The organism is Geodermatophilus nigrescens, assembly GCF_900129495.1.
Classification (GTDB): domain Bacteria; phylum Actinomycetota; class Actinomycetes; order Mycobacteriales; family Geodermatophilaceae; genus Geodermatophilus; species Geodermatophilus nigrescens.
Window position 1 is genome coordinate 1476201 of record NZ_FQVX01000001.1, and the last position, 26825, is coordinate 1503025.

The 26825-nt window shown below is 74.1% G+C and carries 26 protein-coding genes, 1 other RNA gene and 1 riboswitch; of the genes, 14 read left to right on the top strand and 13 right to left on the bottom strand.

What is annotated here, in order from left to right:
- Positions 1–19: 19 nt before the first annotated feature.
- From BUE37_RS07280 to BUE37_RS07300, 5 genes are all read left to right on the top strand, one after another.
- Complete coding sequence (locus BUE37_RS07280) at positions 20–898, top strand: Nif3-like dinuclear metal center hexameric protein (protein WP_083628393.1); 879 nt, start codon at positions 20–22, stop codon at positions 896–898.
- Positions 883–1254 (top strand): DUF3311 domain-containing protein, encoded by a 372-nt coding sequence (locus tag BUE37_RS07285; protein WP_083628395.1) that lies wholly within the window; start codon positions 883–885, stop codon positions 1252–1254. Before BUE37_RS07280 ends, BUE37_RS07285 begins: the two co-directional genes overlap by 16 nt.
- A 3-nt stretch (positions 1255–1257) precedes the next feature.
- Positions 1258–2901 carry a monocarboxylate uptake permease MctP gene (gene mctP, locus BUE37_RS07290; RefSeq protein ID WP_073419351.1) on the top strand — a complete coding sequence of 548 codons (1644 nt, stop codon included), beginning with the start codon at positions 1258–1260 and terminating at the stop codon, positions 2899–2901.
- 103 nt (positions 2902–3004) lie between these two features.
- The gene (locus BUE37_RS07295) at positions 3005–3745 is read left to right on the top strand and encodes a zinc ribbon domain-containing protein (protein WP_073419352.1); all 741 of its coding nucleotides are present in this window, start codon (positions 3005–3007) and stop codon (positions 3743–3745) included.
- The gene (locus BUE37_RS07300; protein ID WP_073419353.1) at positions 3742–4836 is read left to right on the top strand and encodes a bifunctional RNase H/acid phosphatase; all 1095 of its coding nucleotides are present in this window, start codon (positions 3742–3744) and stop codon (positions 4834–4836) included. The genes BUE37_RS07295 and BUE37_RS07300 overlap by 4 nt, the downstream gene beginning before the upstream one ends.
- A 35-nt stretch (positions 4837–4871) precedes the next feature.
- Here BUE37_RS07300 and BUE37_RS07305 read toward each other — a convergent pair whose 3' ends face one another.
- Genes BUE37_RS07305 through BUE37_RS07315 form a run of 3 tightly spaced genes read right to left on the bottom strand, consistent with a single transcriptional unit; the run spans position 4872 to position 7371 of the window.
- Positions 4872–5615: an amino acid ABC transporter ATP-binding protein gene (locus BUE37_RS07305; protein ID WP_073419354.1), complete on the bottom strand. Its 744-nt coding sequence runs from the start codon at positions 5613–5615 to the stop codon at positions 4872–4874.
- On the bottom strand, positions 5612–6520 hold the full coding sequence (locus tag BUE37_RS07310; protein ID WP_217651143.1) for an amino acid ABC transporter permease: 909 nt from the start codon (positions 6518–6520) through the stop codon (positions 5612–5614). The genes BUE37_RS07305 and BUE37_RS07310 overlap by 4 nt, the downstream gene beginning before the upstream one ends.
- Positions 6481–7371 carry an ABC transporter substrate-binding protein gene (locus BUE37_RS07315; RefSeq protein ID WP_073419355.1) on the bottom strand — a complete coding sequence of 297 codons (891 nt, stop codon included), beginning with the start codon at positions 7369–7371 and terminating at the stop codon, positions 6481–6483. The genes BUE37_RS07310 and BUE37_RS07315 overlap by 40 nt, the downstream gene beginning before the upstream one ends.
- Before the next feature lie 157 nt (positions 7372–7528).
- Here BUE37_RS07315 and BUE37_RS07320 point away from each other — a divergent pair, with 157 nt between their 5' ends.
- A complete protein-coding gene (locus BUE37_RS07320; RefSeq protein WP_073419356.1) occupies positions 7529–8119 on the top strand; it encodes a dihydrofolate reductase family protein in 591 nt (196 codons plus the stop codon).
- Positions 8120–8249: 130 nt separating this feature from the next.
- The gene (gene nadA / locus BUE37_RS07325) at positions 8250–9281 is read left to right on the top strand and encodes a quinolinate synthase NadA (RefSeq protein ID WP_245794354.1); all 1032 of its coding nucleotides are present in this window, start codon (positions 8250–8252) and stop codon (positions 9279–9281) included.
- A 63-nt stretch (positions 9282–9344) separates the two neighbouring features.
- On the opposite strand, the gene BUE37_RS07330 is transcribed toward nadA, so the two are convergent.
- Both BUE37_RS07330 and BUE37_RS07335 read right to left on the bottom strand, forming a co-directional pair.
- A complete protein-coding gene (locus BUE37_RS07330; protein WP_073419357.1) occupies positions 9345–10580 on the bottom strand; it encodes an SLC13 family permease in 1236 nt (411 codons plus the stop codon).
- Position 10581: 1 nt separating this feature from the next.
- Positions 10582–11334, bottom strand: a complete 753-nt coding sequence (locus tag BUE37_RS07335; RefSeq protein ID WP_073419358.1) for a sulfite exporter TauE/SafE family protein — start codon at positions 11332–11334, stop codon at positions 10582–10584.
- Between the two features lie 24 nt (positions 11335–11358).
- On the opposite strand from BUE37_RS07335, the gene BUE37_RS07340 reads away from it, so the two are divergent.
- Entirely contained in the window at positions 11359–11721 is a 363-nt protein-coding gene (locus BUE37_RS07340) for a DoxX family protein (RefSeq protein ID WP_073419359.1), read from the top strand.
- Positions 11718–12437: a PIG-L deacetylase family protein gene (locus BUE37_RS07345; protein WP_073419360.1), complete on the top strand. Its 720-nt coding sequence runs from the start codon at positions 11718–11720 to the stop codon at positions 12435–12437. Before BUE37_RS07340 ends, BUE37_RS07345 begins: the two co-directional genes overlap by 4 nt.
- Before the next feature lie 31 nt (positions 12438–12468).
- On the opposite strand, the gene BUE37_RS07350 is transcribed toward BUE37_RS07345, so the two are convergent.
- Positions 12469–13092 (bottom strand): VldE C-terminal domain-containing protein, encoded by a 624-nt coding sequence (locus BUE37_RS07350; RefSeq protein ID WP_073419361.1) that lies wholly within the window; start codon positions 13090–13092, stop codon positions 12469–12471.
- Positions 13093–13342: 250 nt separating this feature from the next.
- Positions 13343–13487, bottom strand: a riboswitch (cyclic di-AMP (ydaO/yuaA leader).
- A gap of 229 nt (positions 13488–13716) precedes the next feature.
- On the opposite strand from BUE37_RS07350, the gene BUE37_RS07355 reads away from it, so the two are divergent.
- Together BUE37_RS07355 and rnpB are read left to right on the top strand one after the other, a co-directional pair.
- Complete coding sequence (locus BUE37_RS07355) at positions 13717–16170, top strand: phosphoketolase family protein (protein WP_217651144.1); 2454 nt, start codon at positions 13717–13719, stop codon at positions 16168–16170.
- A gap of 36 nt (positions 16171–16206) precedes the next feature.
- Positions 16207–16623, top strand: an RNA gene (gene rnpB / locus BUE37_RS07360) — RNase P RNA component class A.
- Positions 16624–16652: 29 nt separating this feature from the next.
- Here the strand turns inward: rnpB and BUE37_RS07365 are convergent.
- A complete protein-coding gene (locus BUE37_RS07365) occupies positions 16653–17747 on the bottom strand; it encodes a tyrosine-type recombinase/integrase (RefSeq protein WP_073419362.1) in 1095 nt (364 codons plus the stop codon).
- Positions 17748–18097: 350 nt separating this feature from the next.
- Between BUE37_RS07365 and BUE37_RS07370 the strand changes: the two genes are divergently transcribed.
- On the top strand, positions 18098–19348 hold the full coding sequence (locus BUE37_RS07370; RefSeq protein WP_139252843.1) for a hypothetical protein: 1251 nt from the start codon (positions 18098–18100) through the stop codon (positions 19346–19348).
- Positions 19349–19574: 226 nt separating this feature from the next.
- Here BUE37_RS07370 and BUE37_RS07375 read toward each other — a convergent pair whose 3' ends face one another.
- Together BUE37_RS07375 and BUE37_RS07380 are read right to left on the bottom strand one after the other, a co-directional pair.
- On the bottom strand, positions 19575–19976 hold the full coding sequence (locus BUE37_RS07375) for a hypothetical protein (protein WP_139252844.1): 402 nt from the start codon (positions 19974–19976) through the stop codon (positions 19575–19577).
- 212 nt (positions 19977–20188) lie between these two features.
- Entirely contained in the window at positions 20189–20605 is a 417-nt protein-coding gene (locus BUE37_RS07380; protein WP_139252845.1) for a hypothetical protein, read from the bottom strand.
- Between the two features lie 451 nt (positions 20606–21056).
- Here BUE37_RS07380 and BUE37_RS07385 point away from each other — a divergent pair, with 451 nt between their 5' ends.
- On the top strand, positions 21057–21620 hold the full coding sequence (locus tag BUE37_RS07385) for a DUF2199 domain-containing protein (protein WP_175562799.1): 564 nt from the start codon (positions 21057–21059) through the stop codon (positions 21618–21620).
- A gap of 446 nt (positions 21621–22066) precedes the next feature.
- Positions 22067–22216 (top strand): hypothetical protein, encoded by a 150-nt coding sequence (locus BUE37_RS23735; RefSeq protein WP_175562800.1) that lies wholly within the window; start codon positions 22067–22069, stop codon positions 22214–22216.
- A 317-nt stretch (positions 22217–22533) separates the two neighbouring features.
- Here the strand turns inward: BUE37_RS23735 and BUE37_RS07390 are convergent, their stop codons facing one another.
- Genes BUE37_RS07390 through BUE37_RS07405 form a run of 4 tightly spaced genes read right to left on the bottom strand, consistent with a single transcriptional unit; the run spans position 22534 to position 26814 of the window.
- Complete coding sequence (locus BUE37_RS07390; protein WP_083628399.1) at positions 22534–23385, bottom strand: GntR family transcriptional regulator; 852 nt, start codon at positions 23383–23385, stop codon at positions 22534–22536.
- Between the two features lie 11 nt (positions 23386–23396).
- Positions 23397–24440, bottom strand: coding sequence for a 4-hydroxythreonine-4-phosphate dehydrogenase PdxA (gene pdxA, locus BUE37_RS07395; RefSeq protein ID WP_073419366.1), 1044 nt, complete (start codon positions 24438–24440; stop codon positions 23397–23399).
- A 26-nt stretch (positions 24441–24466) separates the two neighbouring features.
- Complete coding sequence (locus BUE37_RS07400) at positions 24467–25699, bottom strand: four-carbon acid sugar kinase family protein (protein WP_073419367.1); 1233 nt, start codon at positions 25697–25699, stop codon at positions 24467–24469.
- Positions 25696–26814 (bottom strand): 2-keto-3-deoxygluconate permease, encoded by a 1119-nt coding sequence (locus BUE37_RS07405; protein WP_083628401.1) that lies wholly within the window; start codon positions 26812–26814, stop codon positions 25696–25698. Before BUE37_RS07405 ends, BUE37_RS07400 begins: the two co-directional genes overlap by 4 nt.
- Between the last annotated feature and the right edge of the window lie 11 nt (positions 26815–26825).

Genomic DNA, 26825 nt, shown 5'->3' on the forward strand with positions numbered 1-26825 from the left:
GCCTCTAGGGTCGGCGCCCGTGACCGCCACCTTGGGCGAGGTCGTCGCCGCGCTGGAGGCCCGCTACGACCCGGCGCTGGCCGAGAGCTGGGACGCCGTCGGGCTCGTGTGCGGCGACCCGGCCGAACCGGTCGGGCGCGTGCTCGTCGCCGTCGACCCGGTCGCCGACGTCGTCGACGAGGCGATCGACACCGGCGCGCAGCTGCTCGTCACCCACCACCCGCTGTTCCTGACCGCGGTGCACGGCGTCCCCGCCGACGACCCGAAGGGGCGGCTGGTGCACCGGCTGGTCCGAGCGGGGTGCGGGTTGTTCGTCGCGCACACCAACGCCGACCGCGCCGCCGACGTCGGCGTCAACGACGCGCTGGCCGCCGTCCTCGGGCTGACCGGCACCCGGCCGCTGGAGCCGGTGGCACCGGGCTCGCGGCAGGGACACGGCCGGGTGGGGGAGCTGCCCGAGCCGACCACGCTGGCGGGGTTCGCCGCGCTCGCCGCGGCGGTGCTCCCCGCCACCGAGGGCGGCGTCCGCGCGGCCGGGGACCCGGACCGGCCCGTGCGCACGGTCGCCGTCTGCGGGGGCAGCGGCGGCTCACTGCTGCCGGCCGCCGCGGCCGCCGGCGCCGACGTCCTGCTCACCAGCGACCTGCGCCACCACCCCGTGTCGGAGTCCCGGGAGTCGGACGGGCCCGCGGTCTGTGACGTGGCACACTTCGCCTCCGAGTGGCCCTGGGTGCCCGTGGCCGCGGACGTGCTGGCCGGGGACCTGTCGGGCAGGGTCTCGGTGGCCGCGTCGCGGCTGCGCACCGATCCCTGGACGGTGCACCGGGGCCCGCGCACGGGGGACGACCCGGCCCGACGGGCCGGTGGACGAGGAGGGGACGGATGGCCAGCGCAGTGACACCGCCCGCGGGGGGACCGCGGGGGACCGACGGGGCGCCGGTGCGCAGCGACCGCAGCCCGTGGAACTGGCTGCTGCTGGTGCCGATCGTGGTGCCGCTGCTCGTCCCGCTGTTCAACCGCGTGGAGCCGACGCTGTTCGGCTGGCCGTTCTTCTACTGGGTGCAGCTGCTGTTCGTCGCCCTCGGCGTGCTGACCACCGTGGTCGTCTACCGGGCCACCCGGCGCAGCCCGGCCGAGCAGGCCGCCGCCCGGGCCGCCGTCGCGCGGGACACCACGCCGCGGGACACCGCCGCACGCGACACCACCGCGCGGGGCACGACGCCGCGCGACACCGACCGGGACGGGGGGCGCTGAGCCGTGGACGGGGTCAACGTCGTCGAGCTGTCGATCGTCATCTTCTTCTTCGTCGTCGTCACGGTGCTGGGGTTCGTCGCCTCGCGCTGGCGGCGGGCGGAGAGCCTCATGCACCTCGACGAGTGGGGCCTGGGCGGGCGCAACTTCGGTACCTGGGTCACCTGGTTCCTGCTCGGCGGTGACCTCTACACCGCCTACACGTTCGTCGCCGTCCCGGCGCTGATGTTCGGCGCGGGCGCGGCCGGCTTCTTCGCCGTCCCGTACACGGTGGTCATCTACCCGCTGGTCTTCCTCGTGGTGATCCGCCTGTGGTCGGTCAGCCACGTGCGCGGCTACGTCACCCCGGCCGACTTCGTGCGCGCCCGGTTCGACTCCCCGGGCCTGGCGCTGCTGGTCGCCCTCACCGGGATCGTCGCGACGATGCCCTACATCGCCCTCCAGCTGGTCGGCATCGAGGCGATCCTCAAGGCGATGGGCGTCGAGGGCGAGCTGCCCCTGATCGTCGCGTTCGTGATCCTGGCGCTCTACACCTACAACTCCGGGCTGCGGGCGCCGGCGCTCATCGCGTTCGTCAAGGACACGCTGATCTACCTGACGATCATCGTCGCGGTCATCGTCATCCCGGTGAAGCTGGGCGGCTGGGACGCCATCTTCGGCGCGGCCGAGGAGAAGTTCTCCGCCGGCACCGGCGCCGGGGTCATCCTCCCGGCGACCGGGCAGCTGGGGTACGCGACGCTGGCCCTCGGCTCGGCGCTGGCGCTGTTCCTCTACCCGCACTCGCTCACCGGCGTGCTGGCCGCCAGCAACCGCGACGTGCTCAAGCGCAACATGAGCGCGCTGCCGGTCTACAGCCTGGCGCTCGGCTTCATCGCGCTGCTGGGCTTCATGGCGATCGCCGCCGGGGTCACGCCGATCGGCGAGGACGGCAACACGATCGTGCCGGTCCTGTTCCAGGAGATGTTCCCGAGCTGGTTCGCCGGCGTCGCGTTCGCCGCCATCGGCATCGGCGCGCTGGTGCCGGCGGCGATCATGTCGATCGCCGCGGCGAACCTGTTCACCCGCAACATCTACAAGGAGTTCCTGAAGCGGGACGCCACCCCGCGGCAGGAGGCGCAGGTCGCCAAGATCGTCTCGCTGGTGGTCAAGTTCGGCGCGGTCGCGGCGATCCTGTTCATCGACCCGCAGTTCTCCATCGACCTGCAGCTCATCGGCGGCGTGATCATCCTGCAGACGCTGCCCGCGGTCGCGCTGGGCCTCTACACCCGCTGGCTGCACCGCGGCGGGCTCATCGCCGGCTGGTTCGCCGGCATGGCCTCCGGCCTGCTGATGCTCTACAACATCCCGCGCCTGGGCCCGGACGGCACGGTCGTCCGCGAGCACTTCGGCGGCTCGTCGTTCGCGCTGTCCAAGCTCGGCCTCGACAGCGCCTCCAGCGTCTACACCGGGCTGCTCGCGCTGCTGGCCAACCTGCTGGTGGCCGTGCTCGTCACCGTGGTCCTGCGGGCGATGAAGGTGTCCGACGGCGTCGACGCGACGGCGCCGGCCGACTACACCGCCGAGCGCGAGGACCCGACGTTCCGCGAGCTCCCCGACCCGCTGGAGTCCGCCCCGCCCGGAGCGACGGGAGGGGAGACCGCCCGCAGGTAAGTCGAAGGACCCCCGTGCCCCCCACCGCTCGCAGGCTCGCGGCGGGACCCTGCACGGGGGCCGAGGGCCAGGGGACGGGGCGGAGCCCCGGTAGGTTGTCCTGGTGAAGGCCGACCACTTCGAGCAGCAGAAGCTCCTGGCGCTGGCCGACGAGGACGTCGCGCTCACCCAGCTCGCCCACCGGAAGCGGACACTGCCGGAGACGGCCGCCGTCGAGGCCGCGCTGGAGTCCGAGCGGACCTTCGCCGAGGCGGAGGTCCGCGCGGAGACCGAGGTGCGCGACCTCGACCGGGAGCAGAAGCGGCTCGAGGGCGACGTCGACACCGTCCGGCAGCGCGCCGACCGCGACCGGTCCCGGATCGACTCCGGGGCGGCGACGCCGAAGGAGATCACCTCGCTGCAGTCGGAGCTGCAGTCGCTGGGGCGGCGGCAGTCCGACCTGGAGGACCAGGTGCTCGAGCTGATGGAGCGCCGGGAGACCGCCGACGCCGCGCTGGTCGCCGCGCAGACCGGCCGGGCCTCGGCCGTCGCCGACCGCGAGCGGGCCGAGCAGCTCCGCGACGACTCCCTGGCCGACATCGCCGACTCGACCTCGCGGCACCAGGCCGCTCGGGACGAGGTCGCCGCCGCCATCTCGGCCCCGCTGCTGACGCTGTACGACCGCATCCGCACCCAGACCGGCACCACCGGCGCGGCCATGCTCAAGGCCCGCCAGTGCCAGGGCTGCCGCATCGAGCTCAACGGCCGCGAGCTCGCCGCGGTCCGCAACGCCGACCCGCACGAGGTGGTGCGCTGCGAGAACTGCGGCCGGATCCTCGTCCGCACCGCCGAGTCCGGGCTGTGAGCAGGCGGTTCGTCGTCGAGGCCGACGGCGGCTCGCGGGGCAACCCCGGGCCGGCCGGCTACGGCGCCCTGGTGCGCGACGCCGACACCGGGCGGGTGCTCGCCGAGCGAGCGGCGTCGGTCGGTCGGGCGACCAACAACGTGGCCGAGTACGGCGGGCTGGTGGCCGGGCTGCAGGCGGCGCTCGACCTGGACGCGAGCGCCGACGTCGAGGTCCGGATGGACTCCAAGCTCGTCGTCGAGCAGATGTCGGGGCGCTGGAAGATCAAGCACCCCGACATGCAGAAGCTGGCCGTGCAGGCCCGCGAGATCGCCCGGCGGCTGGGCAGCGTCCGCTACACCTGGGTGCCGCGCGCGCAGAACGGCGCCGCCGACGCCCTGGCCAACAGCGCGATGGACGGCCGGCCCGTGCACCGCGACCTCGCCGCCGAGCCGACCGTGGTCGAGGACGACGTCCAGCCGGCCGCCGAGCCCGCGCCGCCGGTCACCACGGTGACGCACCTGCTGCGGCACGGGCGCACCGAGCACACCCCCGAGCGCCGCTACAGCGGCCGCAACGACCTGCCCCTGTCGGCCACCGGGCGCGCGGAGGCCGAGGCGGCCGCCGTCCGGGCGAAGGAGCTCGGCATCGAGGTCGTCGTCGCCTCGCCGCTGCGCCGGACGCGGGAGACCGCCGAGGTCGTGGCCGGCGCGCTCGGCCTGCCGGTGGACCTCGACGACGACCTGGTCGAGCTCGACTTCGGCGACCTCGAGGGGCTGACCGGCGCCGAGGCGCAGCAGCGGCACCCGCTGGCCGCGCGCCGGTTCATGTCCGACGTGACGGTGGCCGCGCCGGGCGGCGAGTCGGTGGCCGACGTGTCGCGGCGGGTGGCCCGGGCGCGGGCGCGGCTGCTCGAGCGGCACGCCGGGAAGACGGTGCTGCTGGTCAGCCACGTCACGCCGATCAAGCTGATGCTCGCCGCGGGCCTCGGCGTCGGCGACGAGGTGGTGCACCGGGTGTTCCTCGAGGCGGCGTCGCTGTCGACGGTCGCGTGGAGCTCCGACGGCCGCACCTCGGTCCGCGTCGTCAACGACACGGCGCACCTGCGGTGACACCGCGGTCCTCCGGACCGCACCGCCGCCAGGAACTACAGGCGCCCCGCGTCGATGACCCGGGCGAGGAACTGCCGCGTGCGCGGGTGCTCCGGCTCGCCGAGCACCTGCGCCGGCGGGCCGGACTCCAGCAGCACCCCGCCGTCGAGGAAGGCCACCGTGTCGGCCACCTGGCGGGCGAAGCCCATCTCGTGGGTGGCCATCACGATCGTCATGCCCTGACCGGCCACCTCGCGCACCAGCGCGAGCACCTCACCGACGAGCTCGGGGTCCAGCGCGCTGGTCACCTCGTCGAGCAGCAGCACCCGCGGGCGGACGGCGAGCGCGCGCACGATCGCCACCCGCTGCTGCTGGCCGCCCGACAGCCGGTCGGGGTACTCGGCGGCCTTGTCGGCCAGCCCGATCCGCGCCAGCAGGCCGCGCGCCTCCTCGACCGCCTCCGCCCGCGGCCGCCCGTGCACGGCGGTCGGCGCGAGCGTCACGTTGTCGAGCACCGACAGGTGGGGGAAGAGGTTGTAGGCCTGGAAGACGACGCCCATCCGCCGGCGCACCCGGTCGGCGTCGACCCGCGGGTCGGTGACGTCCTCGCCGTCGAGCAGCACCTGGCCGTCGTCGACGGTCTCCAGCAGCGACGCGCAGCGCAGCAGCGTCGACTTGCCCGACCCCGACCCGCCGATGAGCGCCACCACCCGGTGCTCGTCGACGGCGAGGTCCACGCCGCGCAGCACGACGTTCGACCCGAACGCCTTCACGATGTTCCGCAGCTCGAGGACGCTCACAGCAGCGACCCGCTCTGCTGGCGGCGGCGCGCCCGCGCGGTGACGGCGTCGGCCAGCCGGGCCGACGGGACGGCGAGCAGCACGAACAGCAGCCCGGCGACGACGTAGGGCGTGAAGTTGAAGGTCTGCCCGACCTGGATCTGCGCCGAGCGGACGGCGTCGATCGCGCCGAGCACGGAGATCAGGCCGACGTCCTTCTGCAGCGCGACGAAGTCGTTGAGCAGGGCCGGGGTGACCGTGCGCAGCGCCTGCGGCAGCACCACGATCCGCATCGTCTGGCGGTGGGTGAGCCCGAGGGAGCGGGCGGCGGCGCGCTGGCTGGGGTGCACCGACTCGATGCCGGCGCGGAACACCTCGGCCACGTAGGCGGAGTAGACGAGCACGATCGCCGCCGTCCCGAGGACGAACGGCGACGTCGGCACGCCCTGCAGGCCGAGCGCGGGGAACCCGAAGCCGACCAGGTACAGCACGATGATCAGCGGGATGCCGCGGAACAGGTCGACGTAGACCGTGGCGAGGATCCGCAGCGGCGCCCACGCCGGCCCGCGCAGGGTCCGCAGTGCGGCGGTGCCGAGCCCGACGAGGAGCACGAGCAGCCCGCCGACGACGAGCACCTGCAGGTTGACCAGCAGCCCCTCGGCGATCTCCGGCAGCGCGTCGAGCGCGGCCGACGGCGAGAAGAACGTGGCCTGCACCCGCGGCCAGCCCGGCGAGCGGGTGACCGCGAGGTAGGCGACGACGGCGAACAGCAGCGTCGAGGCCAGCGCGACCAGCGTCGAGCGCCGGGCCCGGCGGGTGCGCCAGGCCCGGCGCTCGAGCTCGAGCGCGCTCGGCGGGGGCAGCGCCCCGCCGGGGAGGACGGTGCTCAGGACAGGACGGGCGCGTCGGCGACGTCGGAGAGCCACTGCTGCTCGAGGTCGGCGAGCGTGCCGTCCTCGCGCAGGGCGTCGACGGCCTGGCTGACGCAGTCGGTGAGCGGGCTGTCCTTGGCGAGGAGCAGGCCGAACTGGTCGCCCTCGGCCGTGGAGCTCTCGCCCGAGTCCTCGATCTGGCCCACGATCACGCCGTTGTCGAGCTCGGCGGCGGTGATGTAGAAGGCCGTCGGCAGGTCGACGACGATCGCGTCCACCTGGCCGTTCTGCAGCGCGAGCTTGGCGTCGTCGTTGGTGTTGAACACGACCGGGTCGGACTCGGGGTCGATCACCGTGGTGAGGACGTCGAGGCTGGTGGTGGCCACCTGGGCGCCGAGGCGGAGGCCGCGCAGCTCGTCGAGGCTCGCCGCGCCGTCGGCCGCGGAGCCGGCGGTGGTGATGACGGCCTGGCTGACCGTGTAGTACGGCGAGGAGAAGTCGACGGCCTGCCGGCGCTCCTCGGTGATCGAGAACTGGTTGATGTCGAAGTCGAAGGGCCGCGGGCCGGGCTGGATGGCGGCGTTGAACGGCACGCGGGTCCAGGTGACGTCGTCCTCGGCGTAGCCCAGCTGCTCGGCGACGGCGTAGGCGACGGCGGACTCGAAGCCCTCGCCGTTCTCCGGGGTGTCGTCGACCATCCACGGCTCGTAGGCGGGCTGGTCGGTGGCGATGGTCAGGGTGCCCGGCTCGAGGGTGTCGAGCTCGTCGGGCGTGCACGCGCCGGTGGTGGCCGAGCCGCCGCCGGAGGAGGCGCCGGCGTCGGTCGACTCCTCCTGCGGGGCGCAGGCCACGACTGCGAGGGTGGTGGCGGCGGCCAGGACGAGGGGGAGGGGGCGACGGCGCATGGGAGTCCCTTGGCTGAGGTCGGTGCGGCGCGGGAATCGTAGGTCCGGGGGCGGTGTGTCCGGCCTCACCTCGCTTGCTCAACCGACGAGTTGAGCACGGCGGCGCGGTCTGACCCCCAGCGGCTCCGCCGGGGAGCCGGGACGCAGGAGGTGCGCCATGGGCGCGGTGGTGCTGTTCGCGGCGGTCTCGCTGGACGGGTTCGTCGGCCGCGACGACGACATGCCGGGGCCGCTGTTCGACTGGTACGGCAACGGGGACGTGGAGCTGACCTTCAGCGACCCCGCCCGGCCGTTCCGGGTGACCGCCCCGACGGCGGAGTTCCTGCGCGAGTTCGCCGGCCGGGTGGGCGTCATGGTCTGCGGCCGCCGGCTGTTCGACATCACCGACGGCTGGGGCGGCGTGCCGCCGAACGGCGAGCACGTCGTCGTCGTGACGCACCGGCCGGCCGACGACTGGCCGCACCGGGGCACCGCGCCCTTCACCTTCGCGCCGGACGTGCCGGCGGCGGTGGAGCGCGCCCGGGAGATCGCCGGCGATCGGGACGTCACGGTGACCGCCGGCGACGTCGGCGGGCAGGCGCTGCGGGCGGGCCTGGTCGACCGGGTGGTGCTGGCGCAGGTCCCGGTGGTGCTCGGCTCGGGCCGCCCCTACTTCGGCGCGGGCGGCCCGCCGGAGATCGCGTTCGAGGACCCGCGGGTGGTGCAGGGCAGCCGGGTGACCTTCCTGTCGTTCGACGTCCGGGGCTGACGACCGGCGCTGCCGTCCGACGGTGAGCGGGAAGCGGGCCGGGGCGGCCGGCGTTGTACCCGGCGCACCCCGGTCCGGCCTCCGACGGCGGGACGGGGACGATGAGCCCCCCGCATCTCCGAGGAGCCCCGTGACCGCGACCATCGCGCCCGCCACCCCCGCCGTCGCCGGCGACGAGCGCACCCTGTCGCCCGCCGAGTACGAGACCTGGGCGGCCGAGGTCCGCCGGCTGGCCGACGAGCGCGGCGCGGTCGTGCTCGCGCACAACTACCAGGTGCCCGAGATCCAGGACGTCGCCCACTTCACCGGCGACTCGCTCTACCTCTCGCGGGTCGCGGCGCAGACCGACGCCCGCGAGATCGTCTTCTGCGGCGTCCACTTCATGGCCGAGACCGCGAAGATCCTCTCGCCGGACAAGACGGTGCTGCTGCCCGACCACGCGGCCGGCTGCTCGCTGGCCGACTCGATCACCGCCGAGCAGCTGCGCGAGTGGAAGGCCGAGCACCCGGGCGCCGTCGTGGTCAGCTACGTCAACACCACCGCCGCGGTGAAGGCCGAGACCGACATCTGCTGCACGTCGTCGAACGCCGCCGACGTCATTCGCTCGATCCCCGAGGACCGCGAGATCCTCTTCTGCCCCGACCAGTTCCTCGGCGCGCACGTCAAGCGCGTGACCGGGCGGGAGAACATCCACGTGTGGGCGGGGGAGTGCCACGTGCACGCGGGCATCAGCCCGGCCGACGTGCGCGCGCAGATCGCCGCGCACCCGGACGCGGAGATCCTCGTGCACCCCGAGTGCGGCTGCACCACCTCGGTGCTCGACCTGGTCAGCCACGGCGACCTGCCCGCCGACCGCACCCGCGTGCTGTCCACCGGGGGCATGGTCGAGGCCGCGGCGCGGACCTCGTCGGGCCAGGTGCTGGTGGCCACCGAGGTCGGCATCCTGCACCAGCTGCGGGCGCTCAACAGCGGGACGGCGTTCATCCCGATGAACGAGCGCGCCGCCTGCCGCTACATGAAGATGATCACCCCGGCCAAGCTGCTGCACACGCTGCGCACCGGCGAGGGCGCGATCGACGTCGACCCGGAGACCGCCGCCCGCGCCCGCCGTGCCGTCGAGGCGATGGTCGCCATCGGCGAGCCCGGCCGCGGCGGCGAATGAAGGACCACCCTTCCCCGCACGCCTCGCAAGCTCGGCGCGGGACCCTGAAGGGCGGCCGTTCCATCACCTGACCATGAGCCAGAGGGCGACGGTGGCCGCGAGCAGCGTCAGCGGCACCGTCGCCAGGCCGAGCGCGCCGAACCGCGCCGCCGACGGCGCCTCCGCCCCGAGGGCCCGGCGCCACAGCAGGTTGGCCAGCGACCCGGCGTAGGTGAGGTTCGGCCCCACGTTGACGCCGACCAGGACGGCGAGCACCGCACCCGGCCCCACGGCCGCGGCCACCGGCAGCAGCGCCAGCGTGGCCGGCAGGTTGTTGACGACGTTGGCCAGCACCGCGGCGACGACGGCGACCGCGAGCAGCTCGGCCAGCCCCTCGCCGTCGGGCAGCAGCCGCGCCAGCCCCTGCTCGAGCCCGGCACCCAGGACGGCCTGCACGACCACCGCGAGCCCGCAGACGAACAGCGCGAACGGCAGGTCGGCGGCGGTCACGACGTCGGCCGCCCGCAGCCGCCCGGCCCGCGCCAGCCGGACGGCGAGCACGGCGACCCCGGCCACGGCCGGCCACACCGGCGGCAGGCCCGCGAGCGAGGCGGCGCCGAAGCCGAGCGCGGTCAGCCCGACCACCGCCAGGGCGGCCCGCGGCGCCGGCGGCACCTCGGCCACGGGCGCCGCGACGGGCACCGCGAGGTCGGCGCGGAACAGCCGCCGCAGCACCAGGTACTCCACGGCGACCGCGGCTCCCCAGGGGCCGGCCATCAGCCCGGCGAAGGCGAGGAACGACAGCCCGCTCGCGGAGAACGCCAGCAGGTTGGTCAGGTTCGACACCGGCAGCAACAGCGACGCGGAGTTGGCCAGGTGCCCGGTGGCGACGGCGTGCGGGCGCGCCGGCAGCCCCATCCGGGCGGCGGTGGCCAGCACGACCGGGGTGAGCAGGACGACCGTGGCGTCCAGGCTGAGCAGCGCCGTCACCCCGGCGGCGAGCAGCACGACCCGGCCGAGCAGCGCGCCGGCCGACCGCCCCGCCCGCCGGGCCGTCGCCGCGGCCGCCCAGGTGAACACGCCCTCCCGGTCGGCGAGGTCGGCGAGCACCAGCACGACGACGAGGAACGCCACGGTGGGCAGCACCCCGCGCACCGCCGTCTCGGCCGCGGCGAAGCCGACCGCGCCGACGGCCACCAGGTAGACCGCGCCCACCACGGCGACCGCCGCCGGAGGCACGCGGCGGGTGCCGGCCGTGGCCGCCGCGAGGGTCGCGGCCAGCACGACGCCGGCGGTGCCGAGCGCGACCGGGTCGGTCACCTCAGATGCGGGTGAACAGGTAGACCGAGACCGCGACGCCGAAGGCCACGATGAGCACCCGCAGCGGCGTCGCGGGGATGCGGCTGGCGATCCGCGCGCCGGCGAACCCGCCGACCAGGCTGGCCGGCGCCGCGACGGCGACCACCTCCCAGGCGATCGGCCCGAACAGCCCGAAGACGACGAGGGTGACCGTCGCCGTCACCGCCGACAGCGCCGACTTGAGCGCGTTGGCCAGCGCCAGCCGGTGCAGCGCCGTCCCGAGGACCCCGACCAGGATGACGCCGAGCGCCCCGCCGAAGTAGCCGCCGTAGACGGTGGCGAGGAACAGCGCGACGTAGAGCCACCACGGGTCGCGCACGGCGCCGTCGTCGCGGTCGCGCAGCCGGCGGGTGAGCAGCGGCTGCACCGCCAGCAGCAGGCTGGCGAGCAGCACGAGCACCGGCACGACGACGTCGAAGGCCTCGCTGGGCGTGGTCAGCAGCAGCACGCTGCCGGCCGTGCCGCCGAGCACCGCGACGACGCCGAGGCGCACGAGCCGCCCGCGCTGGCCGGCGTACTCGCGGCGGAAGCCGAGCATCCCGCCGAGGTAGCCGGGCCACTGCGACACCGAGTTGGTCACGTTGGCCGCCACGGTGGGCAGGCCGAGCGCGACGAGGGTGGGGAAGAGGATCAGCGAGCCGCCGCCGGCGATCGAGTTGATGACGCCGGCGAGCAGGGAGACCGCCGCGGCGATGACCAGGTCGGCGGCGGACACGGGGCGGGAGCCTACGGTGGCGCCATGCGCCTCCCCGCCCCGGCGACCTGGCTGGCCGCCGCCCTCGGCGGATCCGGCGTGCTGCACCTGGTGCGGCCGCGGACCTACGAGTGGCTGGTGCCCCCGGAGCTCGGCGACGCCCGCTCCTGGGTGCTCGGCAGCGGGGTGGCCGAGGTGGCCACCGCGGCGCTCCTGGCCGCGCCGCCCACCCGCCGGGCCGGGGGCTGGGCCGCCGCCGGGCTGCTGGCGTCGTTCGTGCCGGCGCACCTGCACCACCTCCGCATCGCGCGGGGGAGGCCGGCGCTGCTGGCCGCCGGGGTGCTGCGGCTGCCGCTGCAGGCGCCGATGATCGGCGCGGCGCTGCGGGTGGCCCGGGGCCGGGCGTGACCGAGCCCTTCCCCACGGACTGGGAGCGCGCGCTGGTCGTCGTCGCCCACCCCGACGACGTCGAGTACGGGAGCGCGGCCGCCGTCGCCGCGTGGACCGACGCCGGGCGGGACGTCCGGTACCTGCTGGCCACCCGCGGGGAGGCCGGCATCGCCGGGCTGCCGCCGGGGGAGGCGGGGCCGCTGCGCGAGCGGGAGCAGCGGGCGTCGGCGGCGGTGGTCGGCGTCTCGGAGGTCGAGTTCCTCGGGTTCCCCGACGGCCGGCTCGTCGAGGGGCTGGAGCTGCGCCGGTCGCTGGCCGCGGCGATCCGCCGGCACCGGCCGGAGCTGGTGGTGACGATGCACTTCGGCGAGACGTGGACGCCGCCGGGCGTGGCCCCGGCGTACTGGAACAGCGCCGACCACCGGGCGCTCGGCCGCTCTGTGATCGACGCGGTGGGCGACGCCGCCAACGAGTGGATCTTCCCCGAGCTCGCCGGGCAGGAGCCGTGGCGGGGCGTGCGCTGGGTCGCCGTCGCCACGCCGGTCGGGGCGACGCACGCCGTCGACGTCACCGACGTCGTCGACCGGGCGGTGGCCTCGCTGGCCGAGCACCGCCGCTACCTCGAGGCGCTGTCGGACGACCCGGTCGAGGAGCAGGCACGGCGACAGGTCGAGATGGCGACGCCGGAGGTGGACGGCCGGCGCAGGACCGGCTTCGCGCTGTACGCCGGCTGAGCGCGCCGGCCGTCCACCCCTCAGGCGGGCGTCACGGCAGGAAGCTCACGTGGACGTGGTCCATGTGGTTGGCCGTCGGCGAGCCGCGGTCGGCCATGGCCTGCCAGCCGGACCCGCCGACCAGCCAGATCCGCTGCTGCCAGATGACGTACTCGACGCGCAGCCGTGCCGCGTTGTCGATGACGAACTGGGCGACCGCGTGCCCCTTCGCCGCGTCGGCGTAGACCATGAAGTCGGCGGCCAGTTCCTGCGTGGGGGAGTGCCCGGGCCGGGTCAGGACGGTGGACACCGCGAAGGCCTGCGTGACCTCCGCGACGGCCGGCCGCACGTGCGGCGCCCAGGCGCTGTAGGCGGTCGACGTCGGGGTCGGTGCCCCGGTGAGGTCCGTGGCGACGGCGACGACGGCGGTGGCCGCCGCGGCGGCGGGCGCGGGTGCGGGAGCCGCCGCCGGTGCGGGAGCCGCTGCCGGCGCGGCAGCGGGGGCGGGTGCCGGGACGGCGTCGCCGCGGCCGGACCAGTGCTCGGACCAGCCGCCCCGGTCGGGACGGTCGCCGTCCCAGGATCGGTCCGCGGAGGCGGCCGACTGGCCGGCCAGGCAGATCGCGACGGTGGCGGTGCCGACGGTGAGCGTGCGGCGGAGGGCGTGTCTGCGCATGACGAGGAGAGCTCCTGTCGTGTGGCCCCGCGCGGTCCCGCCGTCTGCTCGGCAGGGGACCGCCCCGGGGCAGGGGAGGGCACGGGGTCCGGGACGGCGCGCGGCAGCCCGGGCGGGCGTGTGCGGAGGCCGGTCGGGTCCGGATCCCGGAGGCGCGGCGGCCGGCGCGGGTGCGCGGGCCACGGCGAGGTGTCTGGGGGCGGGGCGCGTCGGGGCAGGCGCCGACGGCGCTCCCCGTGTCGCGGCTCTCCGTTTCTCCCGTGGCCGCCTACCGGGTCAGCTGACGGGTTCGGGCGGGGATGTCGCCCTACCCACCTCCCGGGAGGACCGGGCGGTGGGACTCACCCCGGTGACGCGGTGGGTCCCCGGCTCGCGGCCACAGGCGTGGTCCGCGACTCGGCGGCGTCCGGGCGGATCACCCCGGCTGGGGCGGAACGGCCGTCCGGACGGGTCGACCGTAGGGAGGCCCGCGGGACCCGGCAACGGGGACCGGGGAGTTCCGGTGGACCGGGAGGCTCCCGTCGCCGGGTGTTCGCCGAGCGGACACCCCGGGCCGGACTGCGGCGCGCCCGGGGGTCCGCCAGGGTGGGGGCGTCGAGCGCGACCACCCCCGGGAGGACGACGGTGACCGAGGCCAGCACGCGCGAGGAGATCGCCGCGACCGACGGCGCCGGGCCGCTGACCCCGGAGGAGCTGACCCGCATCCACGCCTGGTGGCGGGCGGCCAACTACCTGTCGGTCGGCCAGATCTACCTCATGGACAACCCGCTGCTGCGCGAGCCGCTGCGCCCGGAGCACGTCAAGCCGCGGCTGCTCGGCCACTGGGGCACGACGCCGGGGCTGAACTTCGTCTACGCGCACCTCAACCGGGCCATCGCCGCGCGCGACCTCGACTGCATGTACGTGATGGGCCCCGGCCACGGCGGCCCCGGCCCGGTCGCGTCGGCCTGGCTGGAGGGCACCTACAGCGAGGTCTACCCCGACGTGTCGCAGGACGAGCCGGGGATGAAGCGGCTGTTCACCCAGTTCAGTTTCCCCGGCGGGATCCCGAGCCACGTGGCGCCCGAGACCCCCGGCTCGATCCACGAGGGCGGCGAGCTCGGCTACGCCCTGGTGCACGCCTACGGCGCCGCCTTCGACAACCCGGACCTCGTCGTCGCAGCCGTCGTGGGCGACGGCGAGGCCGAGACCGGGCCGCTGGCCGCGAGCTGGCACGCCACGAAGTTCGTCGACCCGGCCCGCGACGGCGCGGTGCTGCCGATCCTGCACCTCAACGGCTACAAGATCGCCAACCCGACGGTGCTGGCCCGCATCGAGCCCGACGAGCTCGACGCCCTGCTGCGCGGCTACGGGCACACGCCGTACGTCGTCGAGGGCGACGACCCGGCGCTCATGCACCAGCAGTTCGCCGCGACGCTCGACCGCTGCCTCGACGCGATCGCCGACATCCAGCGGCGGGCCCGGGAGGGCGGCGCCGCGGAGCGGCCGCGCTGGCCGATGATCGTGCTGCGGTCGCCCAAGGGGTGGACCGGGCCGGCGGAGGTCGACGGGCACCGCGTCGAGGGCTCGTGGCGCTCGCACCAGGTGCCCTTCGCCAACGCGCGGGAGGACGACGGCCACCGGCGGGTGCTCGAGGAGTGGCTGCGCAGCTACCGCCCCGAGGAGCTGTTCGACGACGCCGGTGCGCCCGTCCCGGCCGTGCGGGACCTGCACCCGGAGGGCACGCGCCGGATGAGCGCCAACCCGCACGCCAACGGCGGGTTGCTGCTCCAGCCGCTGCGGATACCCGCGTTCGCCGACTACGCCGTCCCCGTGCCCGAGCCGGGCACCGGCGCGGTGGAGGCCACCCGGGTGCTGGGGGAGTTCCTCCGCGACGTCATGCGCGGCAACCCGCAGACCTTCCGCGTCTTCGCGCCCGACGAGAACAACTCCAACCGGCTCGGCGCGGTGCTCGAGGCGACCGACCGCACCTGGATGGCGCGGCGCGAGCCCGAGGACGACCACCTGGCGCCTGACGGCCGGGTCATGGAGGTGCTCTCCGAGCACCTGTGCCAGGGCTGGCTGGAGGGCTACCTCCTGACCGGCCGGCACGGGTTCTTCTCCTGCTACGAGGCGTTCATCCACGTCGTGGACTCGATGGTCAACCAGCACGCCAAGTGGCTGAAGACGACCAACGACATCCCGTGGCGGCGGCCGGTCGCGTCGCTGAACTACCTGCTCACCTCGCACGTGTGGCGGCAGGACCACAACGGCTTCTCCCACCAGGACCCGGGCTTCATCGACCACGTCGTCAACAAGAAGGCCGACGTCATCCGGGTGTACCTGCCGCCGGACGCGAACACGCTGCTGTCGGTCGCCGACCACTGCCTGCGCACCCGGCAGTACGTCAACGTGATCGTCGCGGGCAAGCAGCCGGCGCTGCAGTACCTCGACATGGACGCCGCCGTCGAGCACTGCACCAAGGGCATCGGCATCTGGCAGTGGGCGAGCACCGACGCCGGCGCCGAGCCCGACGTCGTCCTCGCCTGCGCCGGCGACGTGCCGACGATGGAGACGCTCGCGGCCGCGGAGATCCTCACCTCGGCCTTCCCGGACCTGCGGGTGCGGGTGGTCAACGTCGTCGACCTGATGCGGCTGCAGGACGACCGCGAGCACCCGCACGGCCTGTCGGACGCCGAGTTCGACGCGTACTTCACCACCGACAGGCCGGTCGTGTTCGCGTACCACGGCTACCCGTGGCTGATCCACCGGCTGACCTACCGGCGCACCAACCACGGCAACATCCACGTGCGCGGCTACGTGGAGGAGGGCACGACGACGACGCCGTTCGACATGTGCGTGGTCAACGGCATCGACCGCTACGACCTGGCGATCGACGTGATCGACCGGGTGCCGCGGCTGCGCTCCCGCGGCGCCCACCTGCGCGACCGGCTGCGGGACCGGTTGATCGAGCACAAGCGGTACATCCGCACCCACGGCGAGGACCTGCCGGAGGTGGCGGGCTGGCAGTGGGGCTCGGGTGCCGGGCCGGTCGTCGTCGGCGGGGGCAACGAGCCGCTGCACGAGCCGGAGAACTGACCCGGCGGCGACCCGTAGACTGGCCGGCACGACGGACGAGTCGGCCGGGCGGTCGCGTCGGCGGGGGAGACCCCGTCGCCGAGGAACGTCCGGGCTCCACAGGGCAGGGTGGTCGTTAACGGCGACCCGGGGTGACCCGCGGGACAGTGCCACAGAGAACAGACCGCCAGCAGCGCCTCTCCGGAGACGCGGCTGGTGAGGGTGAAACGGTGGTGTAAGAGACCACCAGCGCACCGGGTGACCGGTGCGGCTCGGTAAACCCCACCCGGAGCAAGGTCGAGAAGGGACGGCGGGCGACCGCCGTCCTGCGCAGGCGTTCGAGGGCTGCCCGCCCGATGCCTGCGGGTGGACCGCTCGAGCCCGCCGGCAACGGCGGGCCTAGATGGATGACCGCCCATCGGGAGGCCGCGAGGCGCCCGAGGACAGAACCCGGCGTACAGGCCGACTCGTCCGTCGCACCCCTCTGACCAGCACATACACGGTCAGAGGGGGTGCTCAGTCCGCACATAGTCCGCAGATCCGCGCATGACCGAGTCGACGGCGGCGCGCGTCCGGTCGTCCGAGTCGGGCCACAGGTGGCTGTAGGTGTCGAGCGTCTCGGCGGCCGACGCGTGGCCCAGTCGGGCCTGGACGGTCTTCACCGACTCGCCGTGCCGGATGAGCAGGCTGGCGTAGAAGTGCCGCAGCGAGTGGAAGGTGACGCCGCTGAGGCCGGCCCGCCGCACGGCCGGCCGCCACACGCGGGCGGAGAAGGCCGTCCGGCGGATGGGCGCCCCGAGCTCCGTGGTGAAGACCAGCTCGTCGGCCGGCCACTCCGCCAGGTGGGCCGCCAGGGCGTCGAGGACGACCTGGGGGAGCGGGACCACGCGCACCGACGCCTGGGTCTTGGGCGGCGCGAGATACGGAGCGCGATCGGGGATGGTGACCAGCTGCCGGTCGACGGTGAGCTGGCGGCGGAGGAAGTCGATGCGGTCGACCGTGAGGCCGAACACCTCGCCCTGCCGGAGGCCGGTGCCGGCGGCCAGCGTGGCGAGCGCCTGGTAGCGGTCGGGCATCGCGTCGGTGAGCGCCTGGACGGCCTCCCAGGACAGCGGCTCGATGCGGCCTCGGTGCACCTTCGGCAGCCGGGTGCCCTCGCAGGGCGAGGCGACGATCCGGCGGTCCCGGACGGCGGCCTTGAAGACCGCGGCGAGGATGCGGTGGACGACGCCGACGGTGGCCGGCGCGAGGTCGGCCGACAACCGCTTGACGAGTGTCTGGACGTCGCTCGGCAGGACCGAGGCGAGGCGCTTGTGCCCGAGCGTCGGGTAGACGTGCCGACGCAGCATCGTCTCGACATGTGCGGCCGTGCTGGGCCGGTGCACCTGAGCAGCCCGCCACTGCTCGGCGTACTCGCGGACGGTCAGCCGGCCCGCCGCGGGGTCGACGTACTGGCCGGTGACCATCGCCGCGGTCATCTCGTCGAGCCACCGCTGGGCGTCGACCTTCCGCTTGAAGTGCCGGGCGTGCTCCCGGCCGGCTGCGTCGCAGAAGCGTGCGCGGTGGGTTCCGTCCGGGCGGCGGGCGATGCTGGCCACGTCGCACTCCTCGAGTGGGATGGAGCGACCCAGTTGCCGCTCTCGTCCCGGACCTAGCGCTGTCCCATCTCAGTGAGGCCGGCTGAGCGAGGATCTGTGGATCCGCGCGGCCCTGTGGAAAGCCTCAGCGAGGCGAGGAACGTCTCTCGACCTTCTCCAGTGCTCCTGCAGTCCGACCTGATGCGTCGACGGACCACCAGGGGAGGGCGGTCCTGGCTCCAGCCGGCTGCGGACGCGACCCACCGGTGCGAATGGCCCGTACGGGGGTGTCGAGGCGTCGGTTGCGGCGATGGCGGGCGGTCGGTCCGCGAGACTGCTCATGTCGCTGATAGGCCGCTTGAGGGGTGCTGGTGCCGTACTTCCGGACCGTGGAGGTCTACCCGACGTCCGGGTGGTGGGGCACGCGGTGGCACGAGCACGACCGGGACGGCGATGCCTTCGCGAAGGTCTCGCGCGGCATCTGCGACGCCTACAGCGCATCTCTCGGCGACGACGCCGTACCGCACACCGTCTCGACCCTGCGCATCTTCATCGACACCGACGGCCGGCTGGTGCGGGTGCCCGTGGATCCGCGCCGGACCGTCGTCGTGTCCCCGACCTTCACCGACCGCGTGTGGGAAGGCTTCGAGTCGGCTGCCGTCCGCGTGGTCCCGGGCTTCGCGGATCTAGCGCTGGCTGTGCAGCGTCGAGTGGTCCTGCAAGCGGTCCACGCCGCAGCCCGGGGTCTAGCGTCCTTCCGCGGCCTGGACCCGTCCGCCCTGGAAGCCGCGAGACAGGCGGTCATCGACGCCGACTTCGTCTTCACCTGGGCAAGCGAATGGAAGTCCTCGCCCGGACGGCGTTGGCGCGCACGTTGCGTCTTCCGGACGATGCCCGACGGCTTCGGCCGCCTGGTCCTGGAAGTCACCGACGGAGACGGCACGAAGCGCGCCGCGTCACCGGAGCAGGTCGCTTTCACGACCGTGGAGGGCTACCGACGCGCGGCAAGGACGCTCCGCTGGTCCGCCGCCGATCGCCTCGAGGTGGTGCCGTGCGTCGACCCCTTCGGCGACGACGCCGGGTCCTGTGCGGTCGCCGTCGACGAGGGAGTGGGTGGCGCCCCGCGGCTCACGGTGCTGCAGTCGGCGGGACTGCCGGGGCGGCCGGACGCTGCGGTCGAGGAGCCGTCGTCCACCCCGGAACCCGTGGAGACCGACCGTCGCTCTGCTGAGAGAGACGGTCCTGAGGAGACGGTCCTCCTAGTGGTCCCCGATCCGGCGGAGCGCCGGATCCTGGGCATCGGCGGTGGACCGACCAACGACGTCCCCGAGCTCTACTGGCGGACCCTGCACGATCTCTTCGACCGGCTCGACAGCCCTGAGTGGGCAGCGTGGTGGGCGCCGTCGTCCGTCCCGACCCTGCAGCTGTCGTGGTGGGCTGACGTCGCGCAGGACCGGTTGTTCGTGCGGCGCGGCAAGGACAAGGTCATCGCCCGGATCGAGCGGACACCGACTGGGCTCCGTGAGGTTGATCCGGTGCAGGCTGCCCGTGACGACCTCGAAGGGCTGCTTGCTCTCGTACAGCGGCGGATGAGCTTGGCCGTTCCGCCCGCCCTCTCCTGACAAGCGGTCGCTTACGCGGCTGAGTCGCCCCGCCCAGGCGTTCCCAACCCGTCGCAACGAGTTCCTGGACGCCGAGTGCATGAGGTGTGTCCCTCTCGATCTCGCGTGTCTCCAGTGCGAGCTGCGGGCCCTGGGTGAGGCGTGAAGTCGGGTTGCGCAGGGCTCAAGACGACTCCCCGAGTCGGCGGATCGGTGGACCGAGCTGTCCCTGAAGGCGGCCTTAGGGTCAGTCCGCCTGCCACGGGTAATGCACACCCTGACGACGGCTAGTTAGGCCCAACCTGTCCTCGTTGGTGAAGTCAGGGCTACGGCTGGTAGCAGCGGCGTAGTCAACCCATGTCTGCACTGGCCGACCAGGTTCTGCCGGGGCGAGAGCCCAAAAGCCGATGTCAGTGTTGTAGCTCCATGCGCCGGTACCCGGAAGGCGTTTGTCCACGACGATGCCCCGGCTGCGGAGCTGCCCGAGAGCCATTCCAATGCGGTTGCTGGCGGTGTTTCTGATGTCGCCGAACGCCACGTGGCCCATCTCGTCGACGTGGCGCGCAAACACGTCCCACGCGGTTTGTCGGAGCCGGGCCTCGATGATGCCGTGCTCAAGAAAGGGCTCACCAGGCTTCAGCACAGCCACTAGTGGGTCATAGAGGTCATCGAGCACACCGTCCCCAGCAGCAGAGGAACGCGCGTCAGACTCGGGATTTGCATGCCAGACGGCCGACTGGAGGTCATCATGGCGTCGCACATTCGTGCAGCTGTAGAGGAAGCCGAACCCATCTGGAGCCCTCTTCGCGGCGACGTCGTCAGCCGAGAAGCAGGCCGGACACGTGAGGATGACCCGTCTGCTCACCTCGCACCGGCCGACTGCTCGTTGCGGGCCGCCTGCCACCAAGCGGCAATCTCCGGCAGGGTGCGGTAGACGTACACCCCGTCCTCTCGGCGCTTCCACTCCATCGGCCAGTAGCTGCGGCCGTCGAAGTCTCGCTTGATGAGCTTCGTCATGGCGCTGAGCTGATTTCGAACGTGGTAAGGGGATTCCGCTCGCTCCACAGGGGGGACGACCCAGTCCCCCTTGGCAGCCGCCAGGTCCATCAGGTCCACGACGAGGTCGTACTTGCGCTCCACCATGCGGCCGGCGAGTCGGCCGATCTCCTCGGCAGTCCACGGACCCTGCTGGGGGACGAAGACGCGGTCGCCTTCGAGGGTCCCAGCCAGCCCTCCTCTGCCTGCTTGGAAGTCGTACTCGTCCAGGAGGTCGGCCACGCGACCGACGAGTGACAGGGGGACTGGCATCAGAACGCTTCGCTCCACGGCATTTCTCCTACGGTTGACGGTCGGGTCAACGCAGGGTTTCACATCCGGGCATCCCAGCGCAAGTCCTGCGTCACCCCTACGCAGGGATGTCTCGAGGGTCTGCCGGGCTCGCGCCCGAGAGCCCGTTAAGTAGTCACCGACTCCGCCGCCTGGACTGTGGAGTGGTAGCGCCTGCTCAGATCGTGGCGCTGACTGGCACAGGGAGGATCGGCTGACACTGGCCGCCGCTAAAGCCGCCCCGGGGGCGAGCCGACCGGGTGTCCTCAAGCGGCCCACTTGGGGACGTTGCCGGTCGACTGGAAGCCAGCATGTGGGGCGTCTGGTGTCGATGCCTCCCATGAGGCCGACACGTACTCGGAGCGCAGCAGTTGCGCGACGGCTGGTCGGGGACTATCGCGCCGTGAGCTTCTTGCGTCGTCGCAGTGGCCGGAGACCGGCACGTCTCGACCCGCCCGCGGATGGTGCGACGGGATTCCACTGCTCGGTCTGCGGTGGGTGGCACCGCGAGTTGCCGCAGGCATTCCACATCGCAGGCCCGGACGCCTGGTCGCGGAAACTGTGGCGGGTCAAGGGCTGCGAGCTGAGCAGCGACATGTGCGTCATCCGCGACGAAGAGTTCTTCGTTCGGGGGCTCGTCCGAGTACCCGTCGCGGGATTGGACGAGCCTTTCCAGTGGGGCCTCTGGGTCTCGGTCGCGCGCGACGACCTCGTTCAGATGGCAGAGGCTTGGGAGACGCCCGGAAGGGAGTCGATGCCGGCAGCACAGGGTCAACTCGCCAACAACCTCCCGGTCTTCGACGAACCGACGCTCGGACTGCACGTGCTAGTCCACACGCAGCCGGTCGGCGAGCGCCCGCACATTGAACTCGTCGAGGACGGTCATCCCCTCACAGCGGAACAACGCAACGGCACGTCGCACGAGGCCTTCGTCGCGCGGGTGGCGCGCCTGCTACACGCCTCCTGAGCCAGGAGCCCGCCGGGTGCCCGGCCGACGCGCGGGACCTGTGCCCCGTGTCCCTGAAGCCGCCTTCAGGGACACCTGCACCCAGCTGCTGTCGAGCCACCCAGACCTGGCGCTAGTCCGCACTAAGTCCGCAGAAGGCCCACGGACAGTCCAATACGGCAAGCGACAGTCGAAGGTGAATGCGCAGGTCAGAGGCCCAACCAAGCCTCAGCCATCAGTGATCAACATCCCCGGATCCGTCCCCGGCGTACAGGCCGACTCGTCCGTCGCCCACCGCCTGATCTGCGCCTTCAGGTCCGGCGGGTCCCCTTGTCCGCCGCAGGTGTCGCGCAGGCACCCCGCGGAGGAGGCTCGGCCGATGGACATCACCACCGTCAATGACCGGCACCTCTACCAGGCCCGCGTCGGTCCAGGACCCGGCGGATCCGTCCCGTCAACTGGAGCTGGTGCGGAGGGTCGTCCGGTTCGGGCCCGCCGGCTGGCTGACGGTGATGGCGGCGGCGACCGAGGACGCCGAGATCGAGCTCTACCCGACCGGCCGGGTCCTGGCGGTCACCGACCTGCGTGAGGTCGGGGCGCCCGGGATCCACGGGTGACGGCGCCGGTCACCAGCGGAGCGGGTCGGTCAGGCGGGACTGGGCCGTGCGGCACGCGCGGCAGTTCCCCCAGCAGGACAGCGCTCGCGCCGACGTAGGAGCGCCGCACTCGGGGCACTCGACGGCCTGGTGTGACGGGATCTGGGCGTCGGTGAGCTGGGCGGCCGGTTCCCCGTCGGTCGTCTCCCCGCCCTGCGCGGGGGAGTCGAGACGGGCGTCGGCGTCGCGTCCACGGTCTGTGGCGATGGAGCCTCCTCGTTCCGCGCCGACGCTACCCGTCGGTGATCGGCCAACAGGCGGACCGGAGCCTGCCGGCCTCAGGGCTCGCGGTCGGCCAGCTCGCGGAGGCGGTCAGCCAGCAGCTGGGCCTGCTCGGCGGCCTCCCGTAGGCCCTCCCGGCCGGGCGGAGGAGAGGGCGGAGGAGAGCCGGACGGGTCCGCCGGGCCGGCCTCCAGGTCGACGTCGAAGGCGATGTCCTCGGCGCGGTGCCAGGTGGCGAACACCTCGAGCGGCCGGCCGTCCTGGTCCTGGGTCCGGCCCTCGAGCAGCAGCAGGGGAGCCCCCGGCCGCGTCTCCAGCTCCCGGGCGAGGTCGACGTCGGCGGCCACCGCCCGCACCTGCCGCCGCCCGCTCGTCGGCCGGGCGCTGAAGCGCTGGGTGAGCACCTCGTGCAGCGAGGCGTCGGTGAGCTCCTCGGCCGTCAGGCCGGCGCAGCGGGGGAGTGGCAGGGCGGTGCGGATGCGGGCCAGCGGCCGGCCGTCCACCCGCCGCAGCCGCTCCAGCCGCAGCACCCGGTCCCCACCCAGCCAGCGGTCCTCGGCGGAGGCCGCCGGCTCCTCGTCGAGCGACAGCACCTCGGTGGTGACCTCGAGGCCCTCGGCGGCCATCTGGGCGTAGAGCCCGCTGGCGCGCTGCACCAGCCGGTGGTGCTGCCGCGCGGGCGCCACCATGCTGCCCCGCCCGCGGCTGCGCTCGACCAGCCCCTCGGCCACCAGGGTCGACAGCGCCTGTCGCACCACCGACCGGGCCACCCCGAAGCGCTCCTGCAGGACGATCTCGCCGTCCAGCGGGGACCCCGGCGGCAGGCGGTGGTCGCGGATCTGCGCGCGCAGCGCGTCCGCCACCTGCACGTGCAGCGGCCGCCCGGCGGCCCGGTCGAGACCCGGCACGGGTGGCGAGCCTAGGCGCCGAGCTGGGCGGCCGAGGCCTGCGCCGTCTGCCAGACCTGGTCCCACCCCCGGGCGAGTGCGGCCGCGCGCCGGCAGGACAGCACCAGGCTGCCCTCGCGGGCGATGCCCTGGCCGGCGATGTCGAAGGCGGTGCCGTGGTCCACCGACACCCGCACCACCGGCAGGCCCACGGTGATGTTCACGCCGTCGTCGCCGTAGACGGCCTTGAACGGCGCGTGCCCCTGGTCGTGGTAGCAGACGACGACCATCTCGTACTTGCCCTTGACGGCCGCCGGGATGAGCGCGTCGGCCGGCAGCGGGCCCACGGCGTTGACCCCGTCGGCGCGCACGGCCTCGACCGCCGGGGCCAGCACGTCGGCGTCCTCGTCGCCGAAGATGCGGTTCTCCCCGGCGTGCGGGTTGAGCCCGGCCAGCGCCACCTCCGCGTCGGGCTTGCCCAGCGCGCGGGTGAAGGCGCCGGCCAGCCGGAGCACCGCCTGCGTGCGCTCCGGGGTGACCGCCTCGATCGCCTGCCGCAGGGAGACGTGCGTGGTCAGGTGGAACAGGTAGAGGTCGCCGGCCGACAGGACGAGGCTGAAGTTCTCCACGCCGAATTCGTGCGCGAGCAGCTCGGTGTGCCCGGGCCAGGCGTGGCCGGCCGAGTGCATGGCCGCCTTGTTCAGCGGCGCGGTCACGATGCCGTCGACCGCCCCGGACTTCGCCAGGTCGCAGGCGGCGACGACGAAGCGGTAGGAGCCGTCGCCGGCCACCTCGCTGAGCCGGCCGAGCGGGACCTCGGGCATCGGGTCGCCGACCTGGACGACCTCCACGGTGCCGGGCTCGTTCGTGGCGGCGCGCGGGTCGTCGATCGGCCGCACGACGGCCGGGTCGCCCCCGACGGCCTGCACGGCCCGGCGCACCGCGCCGACGTCGCCGACGACCACGGGCACGCACTCGGCGCGCAGGTCGTCGTGCCCGAGCAGGGCCTTGGCGGTGATCTCCGGGCCGATGCCGGCGACGTCGCCGATGGTGACGGCGAGCGTGGGCTTGTCCATGACTGTCCTCTTCCTCGTGTGCGGGCTCAGGGTCGTCCGGCCGGGGAGACGGCGCGGACGAGGGTGTCCGGGTCGCCGAAGCCGCCGGCCTTGGTGGTGACGGGCAGCCCGTCGGCGTCCCCACCGACCAGGCGGCCGTGCGGCACGCCCTCGGTGACCGCGCCGAGGACCTCGATGCCGGTGCAGCCCCACCGGTCCACCAGCGCCCGGGCGCCGTCGCCGCCGGTCACCACCACCCGGGCGTACGGCCGGTGTGCGTGCAGCCGGGCGACCAGCCCGGCCAGCGCGGCAGCCACCGCGTCGGCGCGCGCCCCGGCGGCGCGCTCCTCCGGGGCGGTGACGACGGTCAGGTCCGGCACCGGGCCGGAGGGGACGGCGCCCTCGACCCAGGCCGCCCACGCCGCCTCGTCGGCCAGGTCGGCCGCGGTGGGCGCCAGGTGCAGCAGGTCGCCGTCGTATACCCGGCGCAACCGGGCCTCCTGCTCGCGGGCGGTGCGGTGCAGGGAGGTGACCAGCACCAGGACCGGCCGCTCGCCGGACGGCGGTGCGCCGCCGTCGGCAGCCGGCGTCGCGGGGCGCCAGCGGGCGGCCAGCGCCCCGGCCAGCCCGGCCGAGCCGGCGGGCACCGCGTCGGGGCCGACCCGGTCGACGGCGTCGGCGAGGCGGGCGAGGTCGGCGTCGTCGCGGGCGTCGACGGTGACCACCCGGGCGTCGCGGCCGGCCACGGCGAGCGCCGCGGCCAGCGTGGCCGGGTCGCCGTCGGCGGGCTGGCGGACGTGCACGGAGCCGGGCAGCAGCTCGTCGAGCCGGGAGGTGGTCACCGGGGTGACCGGGTCCCGTCCCGCCGGGCCCTCCTCCAGGAGCTGCCCCCCGGCCAGCGCGACGCCGTCGGTGACCACGCGGTCCATCGCCGGGTAGGCGGGGCAGACGACGGCGAAGGCGGCCGGGCGCACCGCCGACCAGCTCTCCAGGGCGCCGCGGACCTGGGCCGCGACCGAGCCGCGCAGCGTGGAGTCGACCTTGACATACAGCCGCTCGACGCCGGACCGGTGCAGCCGCATGACGGCCGCGCCGGTCACCGGGGCGGCCTCGTCGCCCAGGGCGCGGGCGTCAGTGCACTCGGCGAGCACCGCGTCGGCGGGTAGTCGGTCGGCGCCGGGGCGCAGGCGCAGCAGCGTCGGCCAGCCCTGGCGGGCGAACTGCACCGACGTGTCGGTGGCGCCGGTCAGGTCGTCGGCGACGACACCGGTGCGGCTCACCGGCCGTCCCCCGTCGTCCTCCCGCCGGGGCCGGACGGGTCGGGACCGGGGGTGTCGGGACCGGGGGCACCGCGGTCGGGCGCCTCGTGGGCGGGCTCCGTGACGGTGGCGACCGGCACGCCCACCTCGTCCTCGGTGGTCAGCCCGCCGGCGCGCTTGAGCACGAAGGAGGCGACGATCGGCGCGAGGATCGCGGTGACCAGGGCGGAGGCCGCCACCTGGGCCGTCGCCGTCCCCGCGAACTCGGCGAAGCGGGGGTCGGCGGCCGCGACGATGCCCGGGGTGGCGATGGCATTGCCGGCCGTCGTCGCCGACGCGAAGCCGATGCCGGCCTTGCGCCCGCGCCGCAGCACGAACCGGTAGCCGATGTAGACCAGCGAGCCGGTGATCAGGACGACGGCGACGCCGACCGCGATGCCGCCGATGCCACCGGTGACCACCGCGCCGAGGTCGATGCCGGTGCCCAGGGCGAAGGCGAAGAACGGGATGACGATGTTCGGCACCGGGCGCAGCACCTCGCGCCACTGCGGGTCGAGGTTGCCCACGAGAGCGCCGAGCAGGAACGGCACGATCGCCGCCACGAGCGTGAGCACCGGGATGTCACCGAGGCCGGAGGCGCCGAGGAACAGCAGGCTGAAGAACGGGCCGTCGTTGATGGCGGAGGCCATGTAGGCACCGCGGTCGCGGCTGTCCCCGTACTTGCCGGTGAAGGCGAGCCACAGCCCGCCGTTGCTGTTGTCGAAGGCGGCCAGCAGGCCGAGGATCGACAGCCCCCAGAAGCCGTCGATGCCCACGGCCAGGCCCAGCAGAACGATCAGGCCGGCCGGGATCAGGCTCTTGAACAGCAGGATGACGCCGGTGTGCGCCAGCACCGGGCCACTGGTGCGGAGGGTGACCTGGGTGCCGGTCGCGAAGATCAGCAGCGCGATGAGGGGCAGCGCACTGTCCTGGAACAGCGCGGTGGTGAAGCTGCCGATGCCGAGGGCGTCCGGGGCGAAGGTGCCGATCACCGAGCCGAGCACCAGCGGGATGAGCATCAGCCCACCCGGGATCCGGTTCATCGTGGCGAACAGCGGCACCCGGGACCGCTCGGGGGCGGAGGCGGGGGAACTCATGGAGCACTCCT